Here is a 23,892-nt window from a genome sequence, read left to right on the forward strand (position 1 = left end):
TAGGTTTATAATATGAAAAAAATTCTTGATTATCAGATGGATAATCCATTTGAATATGAAAATGGTTTCTATATCACTTCGCATCCCAGCCGAATGGGAAAGCTCTTAGCTCACTATGAGTTGTATAAATTAATTACGCATTTACCGGGGCATATATTTGAGTTTGGTGTACATAAAGGCTGTTCGCTTATACGCTTTGCAACATTTCGTGAACTGCTTGAATCTCCTTATTCAAGAAAAATATACGGTTTTGATACTTTTACGTCTTTTCCTAAAACTGACAGTGATCTGGATAATGGTTTTATCGATATGTTTGCCGAGGTGGCTGGTCAACCTATTTCTAAAGCTCAACTCATGGCATGTTTGGATTCTAAAAAACTGCTTAACATTGAACTGATCGAAGGCAATATTCTGCAATCTCTGCCCGAATTTATTGCAGCAAGACCTGAAACAAAAGCGGCGTTAATTCATATCGACGTTGATGTTTATCAACCCAGTAAAGTGATTCTGGAAGAAATGGTAAAACGTATGGTTCCTGGTGGAATCATAGTTTTGGATGATTACGGTACAGTAGAAGGTGAAACCAGAGCGGTAGATGAGTTTTTTAATCATCACGCCAAAGTAGAAAAGCTACCTATCTCACATATTCCCTGTTTTATTCGGATTTAATTATTTGCGGCCGATATATATTCATTCTAATTGTGACTTAATACCTGTTCTGTAGCCGCTTAAGTGCTGCTTAAAAAGGATAAATGTGGTTGTAGATAAAGAAATATCGAAATATCTGGTTTTAACTAATGAAACTATCACCAAGTCATTAGAAAAATTAAATCAGAATAAACTACAAATATTGTTTGTAGTTGATAGCCACGGGCGTTTGCGTGGTGCATTTACTGATGGGGATTTTCGTCGCTGGGTATTAGAGCAGGCACAGATAAATCTTAATAACAGTGTCCAGGAGGTAATGAACCCCAACTGTCAGTCTTTCCTGGAAGATACCGATTTTTCCATTATTGAAGAGCACATCAACGACCGCGTTCGTTACGTTCCTTTATTAGATAATCGGGCCAAAGTCGTAGCGATTGCTTCTCGCCATACAGGCGTGATTACCATTGGCAATTATGCGATCAGTAAATCGAGCGCCACTTTTATCATTGCTGAGATAGGTAATAATCATAATGGCAGTTTAATTACCGCTAAAAGGCTGGTGGATGAAGCCGCCCAAGCGGGCGCCGATTGCGTTAAGTTTCAAATGAGGGACTTGCAAAACCTCTATGTTAATCAAGGCAATTCAAATTCCTTTGATGAAGATCTTGGTTCACAGTATGTATTGGATCTCCTAAGTAAGTTTCAACTAAAAGACGTTGAATTTGCTGAGATCATTAAATATTGTGAAACCAAAGGTGTTATACCGCTATGTACACCATTTGATAAAGAAAGCGCTGATAAACTAATACAAATGGGCATTTCTGCTTTTAAGGTAGCTTCAGCAGATTTAACCAATCATCAATTACTTAAATATTTAGCAAAAAAACGTTTGCCGTTAATTGTTTCGACGGGCATGGCAACTGAAAATGAAATCAGAATTGCCACTGATTTATTGCGTTCAGAAGGTATCCGTTTTGTATTGTTGCATTGTAATTCGACTTACCCTGCACCATTTAAAGATATTAATCTGAATTACTTACCGCGTTTAGAGAAGTATTCCAATGCTCCAGTAGGCTATTCAGGACATGAGCGTGGGATCCACGTTGCGGTTGCTGCCGTGGCAATGGGGGCAAGGGTCATTGAAAAACATTTCACACTAGATCGAAATCAGGAAGGCAACGATCATAAGGTAAGTTTGTTACCTGCAGAATTTAAAGAAATGGTACAGGCAATTCGTCAGATTGAATTAGCTTTTGGTGAGGATACTCCGCGTAAATTGTCACAAGGTGAGATGATGAATCGCGAAAATCTTGCTAAGAGTATCGTGGCGCAGAAACCCATTCAGCAAGGTTGTAAGATTGAAGCTGGCATGTTGACAGTAAAAAGCCCTGGCAAAGGATTAGCTCCTTATTATATGGATCAACTCATTGGCCGTCCGGCAGTAAGGGATATTAAAGAAGGCGAGTTTTTGTTTCCCAGCGATATCAATGAAAAGTCACAGCAACTATCCAGAAATTACCGGTTTACTCAACCATTTGGTATTCCTGTTCGATACCACGATGTGGCCTTATCACTGCGTTCTAATTTTAAAGTGGTGGAATATCACTTTAGTTATAAAGATTTATTATTAAACCCACAAGACTATGTGGTTGAATGCAGATCCCAGAAGTTGATTGTGCATGCTCCTGAGCTCTTTGAAGGTGATCATCTGTTGGATTTAGCCAGTATCGATGAAGATTACAGGGCTTTATCAATAGGACATTTAAATCGGGTATTTGATTTAGTGCGAAAATTAAAAGTGTTTTATCCTGCCAGCCAAACTGTGCCTGTTGTTGTAAATGTTGGTGGGTTTTCCAGTGATCACTTTTTAAATGCGGATGAAAAACAACAACGATATGGATTATTTGTTGAAAGTTTGTCACAACTTAATTTGCAAGATATTGAGTTTATGATCCAGACCATGCCGCCTTATCCATGGCATTTTGGTGGGCAGCGTTACCACAATCTTTTTGTTGACCCAGATGAGATTGAACAAGTTTGCCAACGCTATAATTTAAAAGTGTGTTTGGATGTATCACATAGTTGGCTGGCGTGTAATGAATACCACTGGAAAATCGCAGACTTTTTTGAACGTATAGGAAAATATGTACGACACCTTCATATTGCTGATGCTGCTGGAGTTGATGACGAAGGTTTGCAGATTGGTGAAGGAGAGATTAATTTTGCACAAATATTTCAATTAATGAATGAACATTGCAGTGATGCTTCATGGATCCCAGAAATCTGGCAGGGTCATAAAAATCATGGCGAAGGCTTCTGGGATGCATTTGAAAAACTAGAATCAGAGGTTGTGCAATAAGTCGTTTTTGTCGGATATCCTAAAAAGCAGAGTGCAGCGAACACCTGAATTCTTATTTATTCCACTTCTGTGTTTGGTCAGAAAAGTAATTACCTGAGATTGACCCTCTAGGGTTTCAAGTACTTCGTAGGTTTTTGGAGCGGAACAAATGACACGTTTGTGTCGTTTATTTATTTGATCCATAAATACTGATTTGTGTTCGGCTAAGCCATCAGTATGAGAAAATGGGCCAACAACTAACGCTCCATCAGACTCAGTGCAGTTAAATACAGGAGTCGACACAACAAGACTGTTAACAGAGCAATTGCCCTTTTCAAGAAAGTAGCCTGCCTCCTGATGCCACGGAAGATTAAGACGCACCTGATCTTCTGTGAAATGTGTTGGTAAATCCAGTCTGAAGTGGGGGAAGGCAATAACAACGTCTTTTGTTGCGCATTTTAAAAGGGAAGCTGAAAATTCGACGACTGACTCAGAAGACATAATTTTTGCGAATTCAGATGAGTTCATAAAATTGTCAGCGACTAAGGCGGGTAGCTTGCTATTTTGCTTTCTTTCGTCAATCAGTTTTTTTGAAAATTGCTGTTCCGAATAACAAGCAACCTGGTCAAATAAAAACTGTTGAGATGTATTAATTATATCTGCGCTGTCCCATTTTTCGATTGAATAGCCTTTGGGATTGTTTTCAAGGTAAGTCATTTTCACTTAATATCCTTTGCGGCAATAAGCAGCCATAGAAGCACACCACACTCTTTTGAGTTCCACATTTTCAAGACCCAATACTTCACGTATGGCTATGGTTTCGCCCGGGTAATCATCGTGATTAAGTTCGTCAAAAATCAATATTGAACCTTTTGCCATTCTATCCCATGCGAGTTTTATAGCATCTTTGGTTGGTTTATAGAGATCCAAATCCAGATGTAATAAGCCAATTGTAGATGCAGGATGTTCTTCTAAATATTTAGGGAAGGTTTCAGAGATATCCCCTTTTTTTAACAATACTTTTGGGATGTTGCCGATCATTCTATTGCCATCAAACATTTCAATAGCTGATTGCAGCATATCGAAGCTGTCATAATGCAAACCACCTGCTTTCATATGTGCTGCGGAGGAGGACTTATCTTCAGTAGAAGGCTCTGTGAACCCTTCAAATGTGTCAAATCCTACTATTTTTCTGGTGTAATGATGGGGTTCGAAAATAGAAGAAAAATGCGCCATCGCCATTAGAAAATTCCCACCGGCAACCCCACACTCAATTATATTACCGGGAATGTCTTTGACCAGATTCCAATATTCATATGTTTCAATAAACCGGGTCATATGCTGACGAGTACTAAACACAGGTAGGGTATCGGCAATCTGGTGAGGTTTTATCATCAAACTATCAATTGTTTCAGACCGTCTTTCATACCAAGATAATTGGCTTTCGGTATTTCTGGTTTTTTCTATATTATCGGTAGTCTTTTGCATAGAGCCAATCTCGCTGAAATGTATTTTAAAATTGTTGCGATGAATGAATTACGTACTGAAATCACTTGCATTTAAATCTAAAGCTTACATATGCATGTTTGGCATACCAAGTCTAATGTGTATCGGCAATAGCAAAGAATTCTTCATACTGATTAGGTCACGTAATACATTTATGTTTTTACGCGGACGCAACTGCAATCAGTGTATCTGTTGCGTCGATGCCAGCCAGCATGTTTGCATAAGCGGATTCTAACTCAGTAGTTCTGAGCTGTGCCCATTCGTTATGACCACCGGGTTTGGAACGTGAAAGCCAATAAAGGTGGTTAGCCAAAGGGTAACGCTGAAAACCGCTTATCGTTATATCTTTAAAGCCTGCTTGTTCAAGGAAGATTTTTAAGCTGTTTCTGGTGTGTAAAATTAAATGCTCACTCCAGAAAGTAAAAGCCTTAAAAGATTCTAAATTCAATTTTGATAATAGAAAGTCGTTGGCGTGTGGTACTTCCAATACAATTTTGCCTCCTTTATTCATTTTGCTATGGATTGTTTTAAGGCTCTCCAACGGAGCCGTAAAATGCTCAAAAACATGAAATAAGGTCACAATGTCGATATCGTCAAAGGGTACACTGTCAATCGTTTCAAAAACCGTGTAACCCATATCGTTGAGCACGTTTCTAGAGGCTGTCTGTGGTTCTACCGCATAGGTACTAGCCGCATATTGAGTTAGTAAATCGAGAATTCCACCCGCTCCAGTTCCAACATCCAGCCATTTCTTGCGTGTTACAATATTTTTAAATTGCTGCGTCCTTCTCTCGTTATCTTCACTACAAGCTTTTAACGCATTAAGCCTATCTTCAGCTCCCCAATATTTAAAATTATCTTTTTCTTCGTAATGATTTAAATTCATATGGTTAGAGGATGACAAAAATATCACACCAGACTTATTGCATTTGAGTACTTCAATATCATCTCGATCTCGTACCCTAGGATAGTATGGAGCAATCGAACTTTCGTCACAGATGCCAAGAGAGTTAAGTTGTGTTCTGATTAAATTTGTCATTTATTGGATTCCAATTACCTTCAACGGTTTATTTTTATTAGTCTGACCTGACAATAGATAACAATATTATCGCCCTGAACCAATTTAATTAGAGCCGAATTAAGTAATAATATTTATTTGGTATTAAAAACTATACAAGGGTATTTGTCTGTAATGGGCTTTATATTAACTTTTGGGGGATCTTTTGCTATCCTTGCCCCTAGGTAAAGTGTCAGCTAGTTGGCTGATAGAGGAGATAATCCATGATCAATCTAAATACCAATTCCAATGCATCTTTGTTGAATCAGGTGCAACAAAAACAAGAATCAATTTTTGAGAAACTAGCATCAGGTAAGCGCGTTAACGGCGCGGCCGACGGCGCAGCTGCACAACAAATTATCGACAGACTCACCAGTCAGGTTGAGGGTAATCGCCAAGCTATTGCGAATACTTACGATGGGATCTCCTTAACCCAAGTGGCCGAAGGTGGTTTGTCGGGGATTAATGAAGATGTTAATCGTATCCGTGAATTATCCGTGCAGGCAGGCAATGGATTGTTAAGTGATGGTGACCGTAAAGCCTTGCAGGCTGAAGTGACACAGTTACAAGAAAATATTTCACAAACTATCAAACAAACCGAATTTGCCGGTAAACCTCTGTTAAGTGGCGAAGGCAATATTGATTTTCAGGTTGGGGCAAATTCTGGTCAAAAAATCGGTGTAGGCACTAAAGATGTTGCTGCGGGTTTAAACGATATTTTAAATGTTGACTTAAGTACTGCTCAAGGAGCAGAAGATGCCTTAGCCGCTGCCGATAGCGCCATTGAGTATGTTGGTAGTGCCCGCTCAGATTTAGGTGCCTTGCAAAATCGCTTTGAAAGTAATGCCCGTAATTTAAGTCAGGCTGATGTTAATGTGGCAGCAGCACGTAGTCGTATTCAAGATACCGATTATGCTCAAGCAACTTCAGAAAGTGCTTCGGCCGATATATTGAGCCAAGCGACCATTGCGATTCAACGACAAGCAAATCAACAACAAGGTCAGGTGCTAAGTTTACTTAATGGGTAAAATAGCCTAAAAAACCAACCTGCAATTAAAGAGCAAAGTATTTGCTCTTTTTTTTGCGCCAACTTTGTATAAAGTTCATACAATCAAACAACTGATTAAAGTTAAGCCAGTAAATTGTGTTGCTATCCCGCTTTGAAAAGCTAAAATTACATTGCTTACATTGAGTTACGATAAAAATAATAGACTGAGGAAGGCATGAGCAACATCTTGATTATTAGTTCCCAAGTAGATCGAGCCAATAATCTTTGTACTATCCTGACCTTTCTTGGTGAATCCTTTGAATGTGTTTCTTTTTCTGAGGCTATGGCTCTTTTACGTCAAGAAGGCCTACGTCAAAAAGATGGATTTAGTGCGGTATTAATTGATGCATTGGATCCCCAGTTAGCGCTTGATATCTGCGAAAAGTTTCCGGTACTGCCTTTTGTTTTGGTGGGCACAGCAGACGACTCTAAGGCTAAAAATAATGTCGTTGGTACTCTCGTTGAGCCGGTGACTTATCCTGGTCTAACGAAAATGTTACATCGTTGTCAGGAATACCTGCGTCATCAGCCAAATCTTAAAACCAGTGTTAATAATAAAACCCGTTTATTCAGAAGCCTAGTGGGTAAAAGTTCGCAGATCCAAAGTGTGCGCCATTTGATTGAACAGGTTGCGCCCACTGAGGCCAATGTATTGATCCTTGGTGAGTCTGGCACGGGTAAAGAAGTCATCGCACGTAACGTGCACTTTTTATCCAATCGTACAGAAGCTACTTTTATTCCTGTTAATTGTGGGGCTATTCCTGGCGAGTTACTCGAAAGTGAATTGTTTGGTCATGAAAAAGGCGCTTTTACCGGTGCAGTTAATTCCCGCAAAGGACGTTTTGAATTGGCTGAAGGCGGTACCCTATTTTTAGATGAAATTGGTGATATGCCGTTGCAAATGCAAGTTAAATTATTGCGGGTTTTGCAAGAGCGCACTTATGAACGAGTAGGTGGCACTAAGCCGATTAAATGTGATGTACGGGTGATTGCGGCGACTCATCGTGATTTAGAAAACATGATTGAACAAGGCCAGTTCCGTGAAGATTTGTATTATCGTCTGAATGTATTTCCAATCGAAAGTCCGGCCTTGCGAGAGCGTAAAGAAGATATTCCTTTGTTACTGCAAGAGCTTATTACACGCCTTGAAATAGATAACGCTCAAATCCGTTTTACCGAAAATGCCCTGACATCCTTGATGGAGCATAATTGGTCGGGTAACGTTAGGGAGCTGTCAAACCTAGTTGAACGTTTGATGATTTTGTATCCCAATCAGCTTATCGATTTACATGATTTACCGCATAAATATAAACACCTAGATGTGGAGCCCTACCATCCAGATTATCCGCAGGAATTGTTAGAGCGCGAAGCGATCAATGCGATGTTTGGCGACAGTAGCGACACCGAAGATGAGGTGGGTTTTGCTGAACTAGACGATCCGGCTGCTAAAGCCTTGCCTGCTGAAGGGCTTAATCTTAAAGAATATATTTCTGATCTTGAGGTCAGTTTAATCACTCAGGCCTTAGATGGCCAGGACTGGGTGGTAGCACGTGCCGCAGAAGTATTGGGCATGCGCCGAACAACCTTGGTTGAAAAAATGCGTAAGTACAACATCAGTAAGGATTGAACAGTCTTTGTTCAACCTTTGTTGACCCTTTATTCCAATTTAGCTGAGACTCCCTCTATAGTGTCAGTTCATTGACGCTTTCCTGACTTACGATTAGTCGTAACTTATTGATTTAAAAAACAAACTACTTTGGCATGCCATGTGCAATGCCTATGCTGTGACTAATCTGTCTAAGTTTTGACGAGAGGACAATATGGCAAGTAGTGGTTTGTTAATCGATAGGCTTACGCGGGGTTTAAATGGCTCTGTGTTATCACTGGCAGAGCCCAACAATACCGCCAATAAACTATGTTCTGCGCAGGAGGATATCCCGCAAGCGGAGCAATTAGCCTATTTGCGCCAAGAAACCGCGCGCCTTAACCATATTTTGCAGGTTATGCCTGCTGGTGTGGTGGTGATTGATGGTAATGGTGGCGTGAGGCAAGCAAATCAATTAGCCAAGTCATTATTGGGCGAACCTCTTGAAGGTGAACTGTGGCGAACTATTATTCAGCGCTCGTTTAAACCTCAAGCCGATGATGGACATGAAGTCTCTTTGTTTGATGGGCGTAAGGTAAAACTGTCGATCACTCCTTTAATCAATGAACCTGGACAGCTCATAGTATTAACCGATTTGACCGAAACCAGACAATTGCAGCAGCGTATAGGCCATCTGCAAAAGTTATCATCTTTAGGCAAAATGGTGGCGTCATTGGCCCATCAAATCCGTACTCCTTTGTCTGCTGCCATGTTGTATGCAGCCAATTTATCTAACAATACCCTGAGTAAAGATGCCCGTAATCAGTTTGCCGACAAACTGTTATCTCGTTTACGTGACTTAGAAAGTCAGGTCAATGATATGTTGTTGTTTGCCAAAAGTGGCAGTGAACAAGTGGTTGGTCAGTTGTCTTTGCAAAGTTTATTGCAAGAAGTGCAACTAGGCGCTGAAGTGATGCTGACTAAACAACAAGCCGTATTAACTGTTAATTTACCCGAACCAGACATTCTCGTACTGGGTAACAAAGCGGCACTGGCAGGAGCCCTGCAAAACCTTATTCATAATGCGCTAGTGTTTACCCCAATGGGTGCACAAATTACCTTAACTGCTTGTCGCGATGAAAGTCAGGCAAAGTGGGTGAATATCTCCGTGAGCGATAATGGCCCTGGGATTAAAAAAGAACATCTTAAACAAATATTTGAACCGTTTTTTACCACTCGCAGCCATGGTACGGGTTTAGGTTTGGCAGTGGTTAAAACCGTCGCCCAATCCCATCATGGTAAAGTATCTGTGAGTAATATCGTCGGTGGTGGCGCGTGTTTTACCTTGCGCTTACCGGTGTTATCCGAGTTAAGTCAATTAGCTCAATCTAATGTTCAATTTCACAACAAAAAGTCACAACCAGAATTTGCCACAGTGGCGAGGAACTAAACTATGTCGCAAGCCAAAATCCTGATAGTAGAAGATGATGCGGGGCTCAGAGAAGCCTTGGTCGATACTTTATTACTTGGTGGTTATCAAGTGGTGGAGGCCGACAGCGGTGAGCAGGCTATCATTAAACTTTCCGAGCAATCCGTCGATTTGGTGGTCAGTGATATTCAAATGGCTGACATGAATGGTTTAGCCTTGCTGCGCAATATTAAACATCGTTACGCCAACATGCCGGTATTGTTAATGACCGCGTATGCCACCATCAATGATGCCGTGCAAGCCATGCGTGACGGCGCAACCGATTATTTGTCTAAACCTTTTGCGCCTCAGGTATTACTTAATTTAGTGGGGCGTTATGCACCTGCCCACAAAGTGGAATCACGTAATCCGGTGGTGGGTGATCCGAGTAGTTTACAGTTGTTAGAGCTTGCGCAAAAAGTCGCGCGTTCAGAAGCTACCGTGATGGTACTTGGCCCCAGTGGTTCAGGCAAAGAAGTATTAGCTCGGTATATTCATGATCAGTCGCTGCGCAGCCAACAAAGTTTTGTGGCAATAAATTGTGCGGCCATCCCCGAAAACATGCTCGAAGCTACCTTGTTTGGTTATGACAAAGGCGCCTTTACTGGTGCTATTCAGGCTTGCCCCGGTAAGTTTGAACAAGCTCAGGGCGGTACTATTTTACTCGATGAAATCAGTGAAATGGACTTAAGTTTACAAGCTAAATTATTGCGGGTACTACAAGAAAAAGAAGTTGAACGTTTAGGCAGCCGCAAGACCATTTCTTTAGATGTCAGAGTAATAGCAACCAGTAACCGCAACCTGAAAAAAGCGGTTGAAAAGGGTGAGTTTAGAGAAGACTTGTATTATCGCCTCAATGTATTTCCGCTTATGTGGCAACCATTGGATAAGCGGGTAGGGGATATTATTCCCTTGGCCGAGCATTTAATTGAACGTCATTGCCAAAAACGTGGCAGTGCCATTCCCAGATTAAGTGCGGCAGCGCGCAGTAAGTTGTTGCAACATAGCTGGCCCGGTAACGTGCGGGAGTTGGAAAATGTCATCCAGCGTGCGCTAATTTTGGCAGAGTCATCACACATCGACGCACAGGATTTGATGATTGAACAAGATAACCAGTTTGCGTCCATACCGGCCAGTAGTTCATTTGAAAAGTCAGAAGACGACAGCGACAGTAAGTTAGGTTCTGAGTTACGCCAACAAGAACATCAGATCATTTTGGATACCCTGCAAAGTTGTAAAGGGCGACGTAAAGATGTGGCTGAACGTTTAGGCATTAGTCCACGTACCCTGCGTTATAAACTGGCCAGAATGCGTGAAGTAGGTATCGAATTACCGGCTTGATTACTTGTTGGCCGTACGATAGAAATGTTTAGCGTGTGTAGTTTAGGTCGCCATCTTGGCGACCTTTTTTTCGTCGGTTTAAAAGCACCAGTCAAGACTTTGACAGTGTTAATGTCGTTTGTTTAACTATGTAACATTATGATTTTAATGGTTATTTATTGATTTTTTAATGGGCTTCATCTTGGCACTTGCTTTGCTATGTATCCTTACAAAGGGTGATAAACCCGCTAACTAAGCTAATTCAGGTAGCAGGAGCAATATAATGGATATCAAGGCGCAATCTTTATATCAAGAGTTCCAAAATATGGCCAGCCAGAGCCAATTGGGTCTGGGTGAATTACCAAATCTGCAAGGCTTGCAAGGCCATAATCCGGCAGGAGCCAATTTTGCTGACATGTTAGGTCAGGCACTTAATACCGTGAATAGCATGCAAATAGAGTCAAAAGACAAAAGTATGGCCTTTGAAATGGGCGATAAAAGCTTAAGTCTGGCTGACGTGATGGTAGTCAAAGAAAAAGCAGGTATTGCTTTTGAAGCCACAGTGCAAGTTCGCAACAAAGTACTTGATGCTTATAAAACTATTATGAATATGCCGGTTTAGGAGTTAATAAGTGGCTGAAGCAACGGGTACAGGTACTGAATTAGCGATGAGTGGCATGGGATTAGATTCCTATGGCAATGATGCTGTTCCTGAACAAAAATCAGGTTTCATGGATTCCATCGGTGGCGCAGATACTATGCGTCAGGTGGTATTAGTAATTGCGCTGGTTATTTGTGTGGCGATTGCCATCGTGATTTTTTTATGGGCACGTCAACCTGACTATCGACCTTTAGGTAAAATGCAAACCCAAGAGTTAGTTGAAACTCTCGATTATTTTGATCAAAACCAAATTGATTATCGCCTAGAAGGCAGCACGGTACTGGTTAACAGCGAACAGTATCAGAGCATTAAAATGGGTATGACCCGCCAAGGCATCGCCCAGGTAGACTCTGCAGGTACCGAAATCATCATGCAAGACATGGGTTTTGGGGTAAGCCAGCGGGTTGAAAAAGAGCGTCTTAAACATGCTCGTGAAAAACAAATAGCCAGTACCATCGAAGAAATGACAGGTATTACCCGAGCTAAAGTACTGTTGGCTTTACCGGTAGAAAACGTGTTTGCTCGTCGTGAGAAAAAAGCCAGTGCTACTGTGGTTGTGACTGCAAGACGGGGTTCGGCCATAACAAGCCAAGAAGTTAATTCCATCGTAGATATTGTTGCCTCAGCAGTACAAGGCATGGAACCATCGCGGGTGACGGTTACCGACAGTAATGGTCGTTTACTTAATTCAGGCTCACAAGATGCCGAATCTGCACGTTCACGTAAAGAATATGAATTAGAAAAACAGCGTGAGAGCGAATACCTCGCCAAAATTGATTCTATTTTAATCCCAGTGTTAGGTTTGGGTAATTACACCGCGCAAGCGGATGTGAGCATGGATTTTACTGCAGTTGAGCAAACACAGCGCAGTTACAATCCTGACTTACCTGCCGTGCGCAGTGAGATGACAGTGGAAGATACGAGTACTGGTGGTGTGATTGCAGGCATTCCAGGTGCTTTAACCAATCAACCACCACTTGATTCGAATATTCCTGAACAGGCCAATGGCAGTAGCGCTCAATCTGCGGTACCTGGGCGCAATCTAAAAGAAGCGACTCGCAATTACGAGCTTGATACTACCGTTAGCCATACTAAACAACAAACAGGGGTTATTCGCCGTTTAAGTGTTTCGGTCGCCCTTGATTATGTGTCGACGACTGCTGCCGATGGTACACAGTCTACAGCACCGCGCGCGCAAGCCGAGTTACTCGATATCCGCCGTTTATTGCAAGGTGGTATTGGTTTTGATGTGACTCGTGGTGATTCACTCGAAGTAGTCAGTATTCCCTTTAGCCGTGAACTTGATTTTACCCCGATTGAAATACCGTTTTGGAAAGATCCAGAGATGTATCCCCTAATGAAATTGGTTGGGGCGATACTGGTAATTATCTTTTTGATCTTCTTTGTCTTGCGCCCTATGGTAAGCAAGCTTATTAATCCAGAAGATGCTGCTAAAGATGATTATGACGCTGATGATGGCTTAGATTTAGGTGATGATATCACTATGTTGGCGCAGGAATTTGATGAATCTCAAGTGGGCTTTGCCCCAGACGGTACCTTCAGATTACCTGACTTACACAAAGATGAAGACTTATTGCGTGCGGTTAGGGCGCTGGTTGCCAATGAGCCTGAACTATCATCGCAAGTGGTTAAAAACTGGATGTTGCAAGATGAATAAACTGCATTGGATTAGGGGTATAATGCCAACGTCCGTTTTACTGGCATCATCCGTTTTACTAAATATTGAGAGTTAAACATGGCTGAAAGCACTGAAGTCGCAGAAAAACCCGGTTACGATGTTAGTAAACTGGAAGGCGTGGATAAAGCCGCGATCTTGTTGTTAAGTTTGACCGAAGATGATGCGGCGCAAATCCTCAAACACCTTGAACCAAAACAAGTACAACGTTTGGGTCAAGCGATGGCGCAGATAGATGATATGACTCAGGCCAAAATTACCGCCGTTCATCGTCATTTTATTGAAGAAATTCAAAACTACAGCACCATTGGTTTCCAAAGTCATGACTTTGTTAAACGTGCATTGACCTCGGCCCTAGGTGAAGACAAAGCCGCCAACTTGATTGATCAAATATTGATGGGGACCGGCGCTAAAGGTCTGGATTCACTTAAATGGATGGACTCTAAGCAGGTTGCCAGCATTATTCGCAACGAGCATCCACAGATCCAAACCATTGTTATGTCTTATTTAGATGCTGAACAATCTGCTGAAATTTTAAGTCAGTTCCCAGAAAAAGTGCGTCTCGATTTAATGATGCGGGTGGCTAACTTGGAAGAAGTACAACCAGCAGCCTTGCAAGAACTAAACGAAATCATGGAAAAACAATTTGCCGGTCAAGCGGGTACTCAAGCCGCGAAAATGGGCGGCTTGAAGTCTGCCGCAGATATTATGAACTACCTAGACACCAACATCGAAGGCCAGTTGATGGATGCTATTCGTGAGCAAGACGAAGAGATGAGTCAACAAATTCAAGACTTGATGTTTGTATTTGATAATTTGGCTGACGTTGATGATCGTGCCATTCAAGCGATTTTACGTGAAGTACAGCAAGATGCCTTACTTAAAGCCATTAAAGGTGCCGACGAAGAGTTACGTATTAAAATTACCAAAAATATGTCTAAACGTGCAGCTGAGATGTTGTTGGATGATTTGGCTGCTATGGGTCCTGTACGTATCAGCGAAGTCGAAACGGCACAAAAAGAAATCCTCTCCGTGGCACGTCGTTTGGCTGATGCCGGTGAAATTATGTTAGGCGGCGGCGGTGGCGATGAGTTCTTATAAGCCATTAAGTTGCCTAAGCATAGAGCCACTATATGAGTGATGAAACACCAGTTAAATCATGGGAACTGCCCACTATTGAAGACCCACGTAATGGTGCAGACGATGGCACTACTGATGTGTTTAATCGCCGTCGTGATTGGAAATACGAGCCGCCCGAAGAAGAAATAGAAATACTGCCACCCACAGCGCAAGAAATTGAGGCCATCCGCTCAGATGCTCAAGCCGATGGATTTACTCAGGGCCAGCAAGAAGGGTATGCCCAAGGTTTACAAGAAGGGCAAACACAAGGACATGAGCAAGGTTTAGCCAAAGGGCTTGAAGAAGGCACAGCACAAGGTTTAGCCGCGGGGCAGGAGCAGATTGATACTCACCTTGCAGCATTGGCTAAACTAATTGAAAATCTACAAAAACCAGTAGCTAAGGTAGATAAAAATCTCGAAAAAGAATTGGTATTATTGGCTGTCAGTTTAGCCAGAGCCGTGATCCGCACTGAAGTTAAAACCAATGAAGATTTGATATTTCAAGCTCTCAGTGAAGGCCTTAAAGTTTTGCCAATTCAGGAATCACGTTATCAAATTCATTTAAATCCGGCAGATATAACACTGGTTACCGCCCATTTCAGCGCAGAAGAAATCGAAAAACATCACTGGAACCTGATTGAAAATCCAAGTTTTAGTCGTGGTGGTTGTGAAATCATTACCGACTCTAATGCGGTAGATGTGACGGTAGAGCGACGAGTTAGAGATGTACTTGACCGTTTTTTACTTGAACAGGGTTTAGGTCAGGTAGACGTTGAGTCAGAAGATCCTGAGCTATGAGCCAAGCCCTGCTGAATAAAATCAAAGAGTTACAAGAGCAAGTGCCACAGCCGCCTATCGTTGCCGCCGGTAAACTGGTGCGTGGTATAGGTTTAACCCTAGAAGCGGTAGGTTGCCAAATGCCTGTGGGCAGTCAATGCCTGATCAAAACCGTCGATGGTGAAATTGAAGCCGAAGTTGTTGGTTTTGCTGATGCGATTACTTATTTAATGCCCACCACCGCCGTAAAAGGCATAGTGCCAGGCTCGCGAGTTCAGCCCCTTAATCGTGAACAAGGGCTTGCAGTTGGCATGAGTTTGCTCGGCCGCGTAGTTGATGGTAATGGCCAGCCGCTAGATGGTTTAGGCCCGATTAAAGCTGAAAAACGTGTGCCCTTAACTCGTCCTCCGATGAATCCCTTAAGTCGTAAACCGATTAAAACTCCTCTAGATGTAGGTGTGAGAGCCATTAATACCTTAGTTACTGTTGGCTCAGGCCAACGTATGGGTTTGTTTGCTGGCAGTGGTGTCGGTAAAAGTGTCTTGATGGGCATGATGACTCGTGGTACCAGCGCCGATGTGGTTGTGGTTGGATTGGTCGGTGAGCGGGGGCGGGAAGTTAAGGAGTTTATTGAAGATATTTTGGGTGAAGAAGAACGCAAAAAAGCGGTGGTAGTTGCCGCTCCCGCAGATACTTCACCGCTAATGCGTTTAAAAGGCTGTGAAACCGCCGTGACTATCGCTGAATATTTTCGTGATCGCGGTTTGAATGTATTGTTGTTAGTGGACTCATTAACCCGTTATGCCATGGCCCAGCGTGAAATTGCCTTAGCCGTGGGCGAACCGCCGGCCACAAAAGGTTATCCACCTTCGGTGTTTGCCCGTTTACCAGCTTTGGTTGAACGTGCCGGCAATGGTTCAGAAACCCAAGGCTCGATTACCGCCTTTTATACGGTACTAACGGAAGGCGATGATTTACAAGATCCCATAGCCGATGCCGCCCGGGCTATATTAGATGGGCACATTGTATTATCGCGCAGTTTAGCCGATGCCGGACATTATCCTGCCATTGATATCGAGGCATCTATCAGCCGGGTTATGCCGATGGTGGTAAGTCCTGAACATGTGCAACAAGCCAGACGTATCAAACAGGTTTATTCGACTTACCAGCGTAACCGCGATTTGATCAGCATTGGCGCTTATACCCGCGGCAATGATCCACGTATTGACTTGGCAATCAGTGCTGAACCTGCGATAAATGCTTTTTTAAGTCAGGGCATGCAACAAGTTATTGCCTTTGATGATTCACTCAAAGCCATGCAAAGTTTAAGTTCTGGTTTGGGTAAAGGTTAAGTCAGATGTCGATTGCGCAACTCCAAATGGTGGCCGACTGGGAAAACCAGAAAGAACAAAAGTTATTACGCACGTTTCAAACTGCCCAGCAATATGTGCAGCAAAACAAACAAAAACTCGCCGGATTGGAGCAATACCGTTTAGATTATTTACGTCAGGCTCAATCCAAAGCCAAACTGGGTATGGCGGCTACCACTTATGGTCAGCATCAACAGTTTATCGGTAAGTTAGATAAAGCCTGTGAACAACAAAGCAAAATTATCAGTAACGCCGTGTTAGTGGCCGATCAACGCCGCATGCAATGGCTAGGGCAACAAAAAAAACGTAAAGCCGTAGAGATGTTATTAGCCAAACAACAGCACAGTCTGTATTTGCGCGAAGAAAAACAAGAGCAACAAATGTTAGATGAATTAGCCTTACAACGTTTTGTGCGACAACCTCCGAGATATTGAAGCTAACCAGCTACTCTCATTTATAGCTACTTTGCTAAGTTGGAACAGACCTTGCTGATACCTATCAAACACAGTGGTTTTAGCTGTTGAAATTGGCAATAAAGGGTTGATATCTGACATGAATTACCGTCTACATACAGTGATTGATCTGAATTTCAGGGTTTGTGTTATGGGTTTAATTCATTTAAATCAGGGAGTTAACATAAAATGATGCAACAAGTTGCCTCCGCTAAAGCAGATGTTGCCGCTTTTGCCGCCTTGCAGGGTAGTAGCGAACAAACAGAATCAAACCTCGCTTTTGATCAAGTATTAAAACAGCAACAAACTGTTGTGCCTGCTGCGAGAAATGTTGCTACTAAAACCACCTCAACTCCTGTCGCTAATAAAGCCCTTGAACAGAAGCAAACGGGTGTCCTTGATTCGTCAAACAACAACCATAAAAAAGCTGAGCCATCATCTGTTGCAAGCCAAAGTAACAAGCAAGAAAAACCGCAAATTCAAGCTGCAGTAGAGCCTCCAATTGACCAAGAGCCAGTCGCCTTGGACAAAGCCAAATCCCTTGATGACAGCAGCGCTAAAGAAACCTTGGTGCAAAGTAACGAGCAGTGGATTGACCTAGTCTGGAGCTTACAAGATATATCCTTAGACCCAGAGCAAACTGGAATAACGGAACTCACCACTAGTGATGATGTCATTGCGCTTGAAGATATAAATGATCTGCAAACCTTGCAGCTTTGGTTAGCAACTAAGGACGACAAACTAGCCGCTTTAGCTCAACTTATGGAAGCAAAGCCAACGGTGGGCACTTGGTTCGCTGGCACTGAGAATACAGAATTACAGAAACTGTTTAACCAAGTTTTAACCATGGCTAACGTTACTCCAACTGAGGTGACAACAACCAATGGCAGCAATATTAATCAAGAGCTGTTAGCTGTTAGTGAAGATATTAGTTTACTGTTAAAAAATAACCGTTTGAGTGCAGCTGAGCTTGAGTTGTTAAATCAAGCTTTAAGCCAAAGCCTTAAGCAAAATACACCTCTGGACCCAGAGCTTAAAAATTTACTTCAGTCAAAATTAGACTCAGTCCAAACTCTAACAGTAGAGCCGGGTAAAAACGCCAAAGAATTACTGGCTGATAAGCCGATTATCGTTGTGCCACAACGAGATGATGCAGGCAATATACTTGAAGCCAATGCCGCTAAAATAGCGTTGCCTGTGCAAACCGCTAAAGAAGTTCTGCAAAGTTTGTTAGATAAAATAAACGGCACAGCTAATACATCTACTGAGGTTAGTGTCGCGATACAAAGTAGTAACGACAGTCAGGATGAAGACGAAGCTGTATTCAATAAAATGATGACTGCGCTGTTAGAGCGTTCATCTACTACAGGGATTTCAACTACTGTTACAAATGATAAATTGGCTGTGTCAAAAGAGTCTGTTAATGGCAATAATCCGGCAATGCTTAAAACCACAGCAGCAGAAATAGCCTCTGTCAGTAATGCTGAACTTAAGGCTTTGTTGACATTATCAGACGATGAATTAGATGCAGCGCTGACTTCGGTCGCACAACGTATCGCAGTATTGTTGCGGGACGAGAGCAAAAGTGCCAATAGTGCCGTTGTTAAAACGAGTAGTGATCTTGGAAATACTAGCTCTAGTAAAGATGTGCTAGCCGCTCTTAAGACTGGGCTTGCTGAATTTAAAGATCAATTGGCCGCCGGACATGAACCGGGCATCGACTTAAAAGCACTAGTTACTCAGGCTCTGGAGAAAACCACTGATAGTACGGTGGTGGCTAAAGTAGCGGAAGGTTTGGATAAAACACTACGTACACTGAGTCAGAGTGTCTCAGCTTTAAACCAACTTAACGATAGTGCCAGTATTAATCAGGCACTTAATACCGCCGCCTTGGATAGTCAGATGACGCAGGCTGAACAACACAAAACAATGCAACTTAACCAGTTTGACAACAAGTTAGACAAAGCCCTGAATTTACATAAACCAGAAGGTCATCAGCAATTAGCCGACAAAGTACGTTGGATGGTGAATACCGGTAACTTGATTGCAGAAATACGCTTAGATCCAGCTGAACTGGGCTCGGTACATGTAAGAGTGTCACTGTCAGCAGAGTCTGCTACTGTTAACTTTGTGGTGCAGTCACAGCAAACCCGTGATGCGCTTGAAGCGGCAACACCAAAATTACGTGAAATGTTATTGGAAAAAGGCATCGAATTGGGCCAATCAACAGTAAAACAAGACAATCAGACTAAGCAGGATAACCAAGGACAGTCAGGTCAGCAGGCCAAAAATGCGGCTAGCGGTCTGGCAACTGGCGAGCTTGGTGAAGATGACACAAGGTTATTGGACAATACCAGTTCAAAGAGTGGCTCAACTAATGCTATCGATTATTTTGTCTAAGTAATATTTATCTTGGCAAGTAACTTGTCATTTTTGATAGCTAACAGATAATAGCCGCATTTTTACCTGAGTTACTTACCTAACTTAGTTACCTACTAAAGAGAAAGGCATGGCTGAACAAGAACTGAAAATGGAAGAGGGTGGTAAAAAACGTAAACTGATCATCATTATTGTTGTGGCAGTGGTGGTGTTGGCTGGAGCAGGAGCCGCGGCATTTTTCTTGCTTGGTGATTCTGAACAGACCCCTGCGGCTGCAATGGATGGCAGCGATGGAACTGGAGCGCGGGCCAACCAAACTCCAGCAACAGGCTCGGCTCTTTATGTTGCCATGCCCAGACCCTTTGTATTTAACGTACCAGGTGTTGGCCGTGATCGTTTAGTCGAAATAAAGGTTCAGTTAATGTTGCGTGGTTACGATAACGAAGAACAGGTTAAAATGCATATTCCCTCTATTGAAGGGGCATTATTACGGGTTTTCAGTACGGCTAATGCCGATGATTTAGTTACCGAAGCGGGTAAAACAGCGATTCGTGACAGTGCTTTGAAAGAAGTGCAGAAAAAAATGCAGGAGCTCACCGATAACCCGCTTATTGAACAAGTACTATTTACCGGTTTTGTCATGCAATAAGCATAAATGAACAAGAGTTAACAAAAGAGCACAAGAGAGAACACTATTGAGTGATTTATTATCCCAAGACGAAATTGATGCGCTTTTACATGGTGTTGATGACGTTGAGGAAGAAGATACAGGTGGCCATGAGTCAGATGGTTCGCTGTTAGAGTACGACTTTTCTTCACAGGATAGGATAGTTCGTGGGCGTATGCCCACCTTAGAAATTGTTAATGAACGTTTTGCTCGGCATATGCGGGTTAGCCTGTTTAACATGATGCGACGTTCGGCTGAAGTGTCAATCAATGGCATTCAGATGATCAAGTTTGGTGAGTACATTCATACTTTATTTGTACCAACCAGCTTAAATATGGTGCGGTTTAGACCCTTAAAAGGCACAGGTTTAATTACCATGGAAGCCCGTTTGGTGTTTATCTTGGTGGATAACTTTTTTGGTGGTGATGGGCGTTACCATGCCAAAATCGAAGGTCGTGAATTCACCCCTACCGAGCGACGTATTATTCAAATGTTGCTTAAGCTGATATTTGAAGATTACAAAGAAGCTTGGGCACCAGTTATGGATGTTTCTTTTGAGTATTTAGACTCAGAAGTAAACCCAGCTATGGCCAACATTGTTAGCCCTACAGAAGTGGTGGTAATAAGCTCTTTTCACATTGAATTAGATGGTGGCGGCGGTGATTTCCATGTTTCGTTGCCTTATTCCATGCTTGAACCCATTCGTGAATTACTTGATGCCGGTGTACAAAGTGATAAGGAAGATACTGATCTTAGGTGGAGCAAAGCGCTCAGAGACGAAATAATGGATGTAAAAGTTGAGCTGTCTACCCATATGATGGATGTTGAGCTGACATTACGCAAAATTATGGAGTTTAAACCTGGCGATATTATTCCGATTGATATGCCGCAACATATCACAGTGTTAATTGAAGATTTGCCGACCTTTAGAGCGAAGTTGGGTAAATCTCGCGAAAGTGTAGCGTTAAAAATTACTGACAAAATTCCGCGTCCGACTTCAGTTAAGTCGGAATTGCAATTATTAACCAAAGGTGGTCGCCGGATTGACAGCGATTCCGAATTACAAGGTCTGGAATTAGACCTGTAGCTTGAAGGAGTAGAATATGAGTGGTGATGACGAGTTAGATGATTGGGCCGCAGCCATGGCTGAACAAGCTGACGAAGAAGGCAAAGATGATGGTGCCAGAGTAGCGGAATTTGATGAGCTGGAAGAGGATCGCGAAATCACTCCGGCCGAGAAACGCAAGTTAGATACCATATTAGATATCCCTGTTACTATCTCAATGGAAGTGGGGAGAAGTCATATTAGTATTCGTAATTTGCTTCAACTTAATCAGGGTTCAGTGGTGGAATTAGAGCGTGTGGCGGGTGAACCATTAGATGTTTTAGTTAATGGCACGTTGATTGCTCATGGTGAGGTAGTAGTAGTTAACGACAAATTTGGTATTCGCCTCACCGATGTTATTAGTCAAATCGAAAGAATCAAAAAACTCAGGTAGTAAATTACCTTTAAAATCATTGGCTTGGATTGCTCCAAGCCTAATGTTAAACCTCTCTTTTAGTGCTCATGCTGAGCCACAAAGTCTCTCAAATCCAACATCTGTAGTGTCAATTTTCCTCTCTCTACTGCTGGTAGTGGGGGTAGTTTTTATGCTGGCTTTTATAATGCGACGGTTTAACGTCACTCACTCAGGCTCATCACAATTAAAAGTGGTGGCCTCGATGATGGCGGGTACCCGCGAGCGCGTAATGGTGATTGAAGTGGGCGGTGAGCAACATTTAGTGGGAGTTACCGCCCACAACATCAATCATCTGGCTAAACTGGCGCAGCCCTTAACAGACAACAAACCAGCCGACAGTGACAACTTTAAAGACAAACTGGCGCTGTTTATGGCTGGCAAACTGAACCCTCAAGCAGGCTCTGCCAATAAGAAGGCGGGCACTCAAGATGAATAATAAATACTGGTATTTAATCTTACTGAGTTTGGTACTGTTTTCAGGCATGGCAGATGCTGTCCCTGGTATTCCGGCACTCACCGTGACTGACAATGGCACAGGTGGTCAGGACTACACCATGACCCTGCAAGTGCTGGCTATCATGACAGCCCTGAGCATGTTGCCAGCCTTTGTGATGATGATGACGTCCTTTACCCGCATTATCATTGTTTTGTCAATTTTACGTCAGGCTATTGGTTTACAGCAGTCCCCTTCTAATCAAATCTTAATCGGTGTTAGTTTGTTTTTGTCGATGTTTATTATGGCGCCGGTGTTTGAAAAAATTAATGAAACCGCGTTACAGCCTTATCTAAACGAAGAGATCACGTCTATCCAAGCCTATGAACTGGGTAAGGAGCCTTTAAGGGCCTTTATGCTGGCGCAAACCCGGGTTAAAGATCTGGAAACGTTTGTGCAAATTGGTGGCATGGATGGACAGTTTGAAGATCCACAAGACGTACCCATGAATGTTTTGATCCCTGCTTTTGTAACCAGTGAATTAAAAACCGCCTTTCAAATTGGGTTTATGTTGTTTATTCCCTTTCTCATACTCGATTTAGTGGTGGCCTCTATCTTGATGGCCATGGGTATGATGATGTTATCGCCAATGATTGTGTCCTTGCCCTTTAAACTCATGTTGTTTGTATTAGTGGATGGTTGGAACTTAATTTTTGGCACCTTAGCCAACAGTTTTGGTATGGGTTAGTGATGACTAACGACAGCAAAAATAAGAGGGGCGAACGATGAGTCCAGAGGTATTTGTTGAGATCCTCCAAGAAGCCTTACATATGGTGATCTTGCTGGTATCAGCCATCATCTTACCCAGTTTGTTTGTGGGTTTGATAGTGGCGGTGTTTCAGGCAGCCACCTCGATTAACGAACAAACCATGAGTTTTTTACCTCGTTTGATAGTGACTCTGTTGGCATTAAGTTGGGGTGGACATTGGTTGGTTAATAAACTGATGGATTTTACCTTCACTATGGTTGAGCGTATTCCTGAGGTTATAGGTTAATTTAGGATGGAAGTAGCAAGCACAACCATCATGCAGTTTTTGGCAGACTTATTACTGCCTTTTATGCGTGTGACTGGTTTATTTGCCGCCATGGTGGGTTTGAGTGCTAAATCGGTACCGGCCACCACACGTACATTGTTAACCCTATTTCTTACCATATTAATCATGCCGCTAGTCCCACCTACACCTATTGCAGATCTGTTTTCCGTTGGTACTTTTTTATTGGTGATGCAGCAACTCATCATCGGCATCTCGATAGGTTTTATTTCGAACATGGTGCTCAATACTTTTGTACTCGCAGGGCAAATTGTGGCGATGCAAACTGGTTTGGGCTTTGCGTCCATGGTTGACCCAGTAAACGGTATTAACGTACCTGCAGTGGGGCAGTTTTATTTGATTTTAGCGACCTTAATTTTTTGGGCCTTGGACGGTCATCTGGCCATGATCCGCATGATAGTCATGAGTTTTGAAGCTCTGCCCATAGGTGAGGCATGGCTGACGGGGGAGCAGTTTCGTGAAATTGCACACTGGGCGGGTTGGATGTTTGTCTCGGCGGTAACCTTGTCACTGGCACCTATTATTTCTTTGTTAATTGTTAATCTGGCTTTTGGCGTGATGACCAAAGCGGCGCCGCAGCTCAACATTTTTAGTATAGGTTTTGCCATCGCACAAATTATGGGCCTGTTTATTATCTGGCTTACCTTAGACAACCTGCCACATCACTTTGAAGTGTTATGGGACAGGGCTCAGTTGTTGATGTGTCAACTGCTGCAAGTCTGCCAATAAGGAGC

At 42.6% G+C, this 23,892-nt stretch carries 23 protein-coding genes; 20 read left to right on the top strand and 3 right to left on the bottom strand.

The annotated features are described in order from the left end of the window. Positions 1-12: 12 nt before the first annotated feature. Complete coding sequence (locus AX660_RS17735) at positions 13-669, top strand: TylF/MycF/NovP-related O-methyltransferase (RefSeq protein WP_068379713.1); 657 nt, start codon at positions 13-15, stop codon at positions 667-669. A gap of 85 nt (positions 670-754) precedes the next feature. Next, positions 755-3,007, top strand: a complete 2,253-nt coding sequence (locus AX660_RS17740) for an N-acetylneuraminate synthase family protein (RefSeq protein WP_068379716.1) — start codon at positions 755-757, stop codon at positions 3,005-3,007. Here the strand turns inward: AX660_RS17740 and AX660_RS17745 are convergent. From AX660_RS17745 to AX660_RS17755, 3 genes are all read right to left on the bottom strand, one after another. After that, on the bottom strand, positions 2,990-3,709 hold the full coding sequence (locus tag AX660_RS17745) for a phytanoyl-CoA dioxygenase family protein (protein ID WP_068379719.1): 720 nt from the start codon (positions 3,707-3,709) through the stop codon (positions 2,990-2,992). The two genes, AX660_RS17740 and AX660_RS17745, sit on opposite strands and share 18 nt — an antisense overlap. Continuing rightward, on the bottom strand, positions 3,710-4,474 hold the full coding sequence (locus AX660_RS17750) for a TylF/MycF/NovP-related O-methyltransferase (protein ID WP_068379722.1): 765 nt from the start codon (positions 4,472-4,474) through the stop codon (positions 3,710-3,712). A 178-nt stretch (positions 4,475-4,652) separates the two neighbouring features. Then, entirely contained in the window at positions 4,653-5,531 is an 879-nt protein-coding gene (locus AX660_RS17755; protein WP_068379725.1) for a class I SAM-dependent methyltransferase, read from the bottom strand. Between the two features lie 242 nt (positions 5,532-5,773). Here AX660_RS17755 and AX660_RS17760 point away from each other — a divergent pair, with 242 nt between their 5' ends. From AX660_RS17760 to fliR, 18 genes are all read left to right on the top strand, one after another. Further along, on the top strand, positions 5,774-6,577 hold the full coding sequence (locus tag AX660_RS17760; RefSeq protein ID WP_068379728.1) for a flagellin N-terminal helical domain-containing protein: 804 nt from the start codon (positions 5,774-5,776) through the stop codon (positions 6,575-6,577). Between the two features lie 195 nt (positions 6,578-6,772). Beyond that, positions 6,773-8,224 carry a sigma-54 dependent transcriptional regulator gene (locus AX660_RS17765; RefSeq protein WP_068379731.1) on the top strand — a complete coding sequence of 484 codons (1,452 nt, stop codon included), beginning with the start codon at positions 6,773-6,775 and terminating at the stop codon, positions 8,222-8,224. Between the two features lie 193 nt (positions 8,225-8,417). Further along, positions 8,418-9,632, top strand: a complete 1,215-nt coding sequence (locus tag AX660_RS17770) for a sensor histidine kinase (protein WP_068379735.1) — start codon at positions 8,418-8,420, stop codon at positions 9,630-9,632. Between the two features lie 3 nt (positions 9,633-9,635). Continuing rightward, complete coding sequence (locus AX660_RS17775; RefSeq protein WP_068379738.1) at positions 9,636-10,991, top strand: sigma-54-dependent transcriptional regulator; 1,356 nt, start codon at positions 9,636-9,638, stop codon at positions 10,989-10,991. Between the two features lie 262 nt (positions 10,992-11,253). Beyond that, positions 11,254-11,592, top strand: a complete 339-nt coding sequence (fliE, locus tag AX660_RS17780) for a flagellar hook-basal body complex protein FliE (RefSeq protein WP_068379741.1) — start codon at positions 11,254-11,256, stop codon at positions 11,590-11,592. Positions 11,593-11,638: 46 nt separating this feature from the next. Then, positions 11,639-13,309 (top strand): flagellar basal-body MS-ring/collar protein FliF, encoded by a 1,671-nt coding sequence (gene fliF, locus AX660_RS17785; RefSeq protein ID WP_407669404.1) that lies wholly within the window; start codon positions 11,639-11,641, stop codon positions 13,307-13,309. Between the two features lie 78 nt (positions 13,310-13,387). After that, positions 13,388-14,428, top strand: coding sequence for a flagellar motor switch protein FliG (fliG, locus tag AX660_RS17790; protein ID WP_068379746.1), 1,041 nt, complete (start codon positions 13,388-13,390; stop codon positions 14,426-14,428). 32 nt (positions 14,429-14,460) lie between these two features. Further along, positions 14,461-15,246 (top strand): flagellar assembly protein FliH, encoded by a 786-nt coding sequence (gene fliH, locus AX660_RS17795; protein WP_068379748.1) that lies wholly within the window; start codon positions 14,461-14,463, stop codon positions 15,244-15,246. Next, a complete protein-coding gene (gene fliI, locus AX660_RS17800) occupies positions 15,243-16,577 on the top strand; it encodes a flagellar protein export ATPase FliI (protein WP_068379750.1) in 1,335 nt (444 codons plus the stop codon). The genes fliH and fliI overlap by 4 nt, the downstream gene beginning before the upstream one ends. Before the next feature lie 5 nt (positions 16,578-16,582). Then, positions 16,583-17,029 carry a flagellar export protein FliJ gene (gene fliJ / locus AX660_RS17805; protein ID WP_068379752.1) on the top strand — a complete coding sequence of 149 codons (447 nt, stop codon included), beginning with the start codon at positions 16,583-16,585 and terminating at the stop codon, positions 17,027-17,029. A gap of 207 nt (positions 17,030-17,236) precedes the next feature. Next, entirely contained in the window at positions 17,237-19,447 is a 2,211-nt protein-coding gene (locus AX660_RS17810; RefSeq protein WP_068379755.1) for a flagellar hook-length control protein FliK, read from the top strand. A gap of 109 nt (positions 19,448-19,556) precedes the next feature. Next, the gene (fliL, locus tag AX660_RS17815) at positions 19,557-20,075 is read left to right on the top strand and encodes a flagellar basal body-associated protein FliL (RefSeq protein ID WP_068379758.1); all 519 of its coding nucleotides are present in this window, start codon (positions 19,557-19,559) and stop codon (positions 20,073-20,075) included. A 46-nt stretch (positions 20,076-20,121) separates the two neighbouring features. Beyond that, the gene (gene fliM, locus AX660_RS17820; RefSeq protein ID WP_068379761.1) at positions 20,122-21,180 is read left to right on the top strand and encodes a flagellar motor switch protein FliM; all 1,059 of its coding nucleotides are present in this window, start codon (positions 20,122-20,124) and stop codon (positions 21,178-21,180) included. 16 nt (positions 21,181-21,196) lie between these two features. After that, positions 21,197-21,592 (top strand): flagellar motor switch protein FliN, encoded by a 396-nt coding sequence (gene fliN, locus AX660_RS17825; protein ID WP_068379764.1) that lies wholly within the window; start codon positions 21,197-21,199, stop codon positions 21,590-21,592. Between the two features lie 43 nt (positions 21,593-21,635). After that, positions 21,636-22,049, top strand: coding sequence for a flagellar biosynthetic protein FliO (fliO, locus tag AX660_RS23595; RefSeq protein ID WP_068380049.1), 414 nt, complete (start codon positions 21,636-21,638; stop codon positions 22,047-22,049). Beyond that, positions 22,042-22,794 (top strand): flagellar type III secretion system pore protein FliP, encoded by a 753-nt coding sequence (fliP, locus tag AX660_RS17835; RefSeq protein ID WP_068379766.1) that lies wholly within the window; start codon positions 22,042-22,044, stop codon positions 22,792-22,794. Before fliO ends, fliP begins: the two co-directional genes overlap by 8 nt. 37 nt (positions 22,795-22,831) lie before the next feature. Next, on the top strand, positions 22,832-23,101 hold the full coding sequence (gene fliQ, locus AX660_RS17840) for a flagellar biosynthesis protein FliQ (RefSeq protein ID WP_068379769.1): 270 nt from the start codon (positions 22,832-22,834) through the stop codon (positions 23,099-23,101). Positions 23,102-23,107: 6 nt separating this feature from the next. Then, the gene (gene fliR, locus AX660_RS17845) at positions 23,108-23,887 is read left to right on the top strand and encodes a flagellar biosynthetic protein FliR (RefSeq protein ID WP_068379772.1); all 780 of its coding nucleotides are present in this window, start codon (positions 23,108-23,110) and stop codon (positions 23,885-23,887) included. Positions 23,888-23,892: the final 5 nt, after the last annotated feature.

Source organism: Paraglaciecola hydrolytica (assembly GCF_001565895.1).
In the GTDB taxonomy this organism is placed as follows: domain Bacteria; phylum Pseudomonadota; class Gammaproteobacteria; order Enterobacterales; family Alteromonadaceae; genus Paraglaciecola; species Paraglaciecola hydrolytica.

What these genes read in the sequence shown, in the direction of transcription:
- fliL (WP_068379758.1), top strand. Translation starts at nt 19,557, where the DNA reads ATGGCTGAACAAGAACTGAAAATGGAAGAGGGTGGTAAAAAACGTAAA.
- fliF (WP_407669404.1), top strand. Translation starts at nt 11,639, where the DNA reads ATGAGTGGCATGGGATTAGATTCCTATGGCAATGATGCTGTTCCTGAA.
- AX660_RS17755 (WP_068379725.1), bottom strand. Translation starts at nt 5,531, where the DNA reads ATGACAAATTTAATCAGAACACAACTTAACTCTCTTGGCATCTGTGAC.
- fliH (WP_068379748.1), top strand. Translation starts at nt 14,461, where the DNA reads ATGAGTGATGAAACACCAGTTAAATCATGGGAACTGCCCACTATTGAA.
- AX660_RS17750 (WP_068379722.1), bottom strand. Translation starts at nt 4,474, where the DNA reads ATGCAAAAGACTACCGATAATATAGAAAAAACCAGAAATACCGAAAGC.
- fliN (WP_068379764.1), top strand. Translation starts at nt 21,197, where the DNA reads ATGAGTGGTGATGACGAGTTAGATGATTGGGCCGCAGCCATGGCTGAA.
- AX660_RS17770 (WP_068379735.1), top strand. Translation starts at nt 8,418, where the DNA reads ATGGCAAGTAGTGGTTTGTTAATCGATAGGCTTACGCGGGGTTTAAAT.
- fliO (WP_068380049.1), top strand. Translation starts at nt 21,636, where the DNA reads ATGTTAAACCTCTCTTTTAGTGCTCATGCTGAGCCACAAAGTCTCTCA.
- fliE (WP_068379741.1), top strand. Translation starts at nt 11,254, where the DNA reads ATGGATATCAAGGCGCAATCTTTATATCAAGAGTTCCAAAATATGGCC.
- AX660_RS17775 (WP_068379738.1), top strand. Translation starts at nt 9,636, where the DNA reads ATGTCGCAAGCCAAAATCCTGATAGTAGAAGATGATGCGGGGCTCAGA.
- AX660_RS17810 (WP_068379755.1), top strand. Translation starts at nt 17,237, where the DNA reads ATGATGCAACAAGTTGCCTCCGCTAAAGCAGATGTTGCCGCTTTTGCC.
- fliG (WP_068379746.1), top strand. Translation starts at nt 13,388, where the DNA reads ATGGCTGAAAGCACTGAAGTCGCAGAAAAACCCGGTTACGATGTTAGT.
- fliP (WP_068379766.1), top strand. Translation starts at nt 22,042, where the DNA reads ATGAATAATAAATACTGGTATTTAATCTTACTGAGTTTGGTACTGTTT.
- fliR (WP_068379772.1), top strand. Translation starts at nt 23,108, where the DNA reads ATGGAAGTAGCAAGCACAACCATCATGCAGTTTTTGGCAGACTTATTA.
- AX660_RS17735 (WP_068379713.1), top strand. Translation starts at nt 13, where the DNA reads ATGAAAAAAATTCTTGATTATCAGATGGATAATCCATTTGAATATGAA.
- fliJ (WP_068379752.1), top strand. Translation starts at nt 16,583, where the DNA reads ATGTCGATTGCGCAACTCCAAATGGTGGCCGACTGGGAAAACCAGAAA.
- fliI (WP_068379750.1), top strand. Translation starts at nt 15,243, where the DNA reads ATGAGCCAAGCCCTGCTGAATAAAATCAAAGAGTTACAAGAGCAAGTG.
- AX660_RS17760 (WP_068379728.1), top strand. Translation starts at nt 5,774, where the DNA reads ATGATCAATCTAAATACCAATTCCAATGCATCTTTGTTGAATCAGGTG.
- AX660_RS17765 (WP_068379731.1), top strand. Translation starts at nt 6,773, where the DNA reads ATGAGCAACATCTTGATTATTAGTTCCCAAGTAGATCGAGCCAATAAT.
- fliQ (WP_068379769.1), top strand. Translation starts at nt 22,832, where the DNA reads ATGAGTCCAGAGGTATTTGTTGAGATCCTCCAAGAAGCCTTACATATG.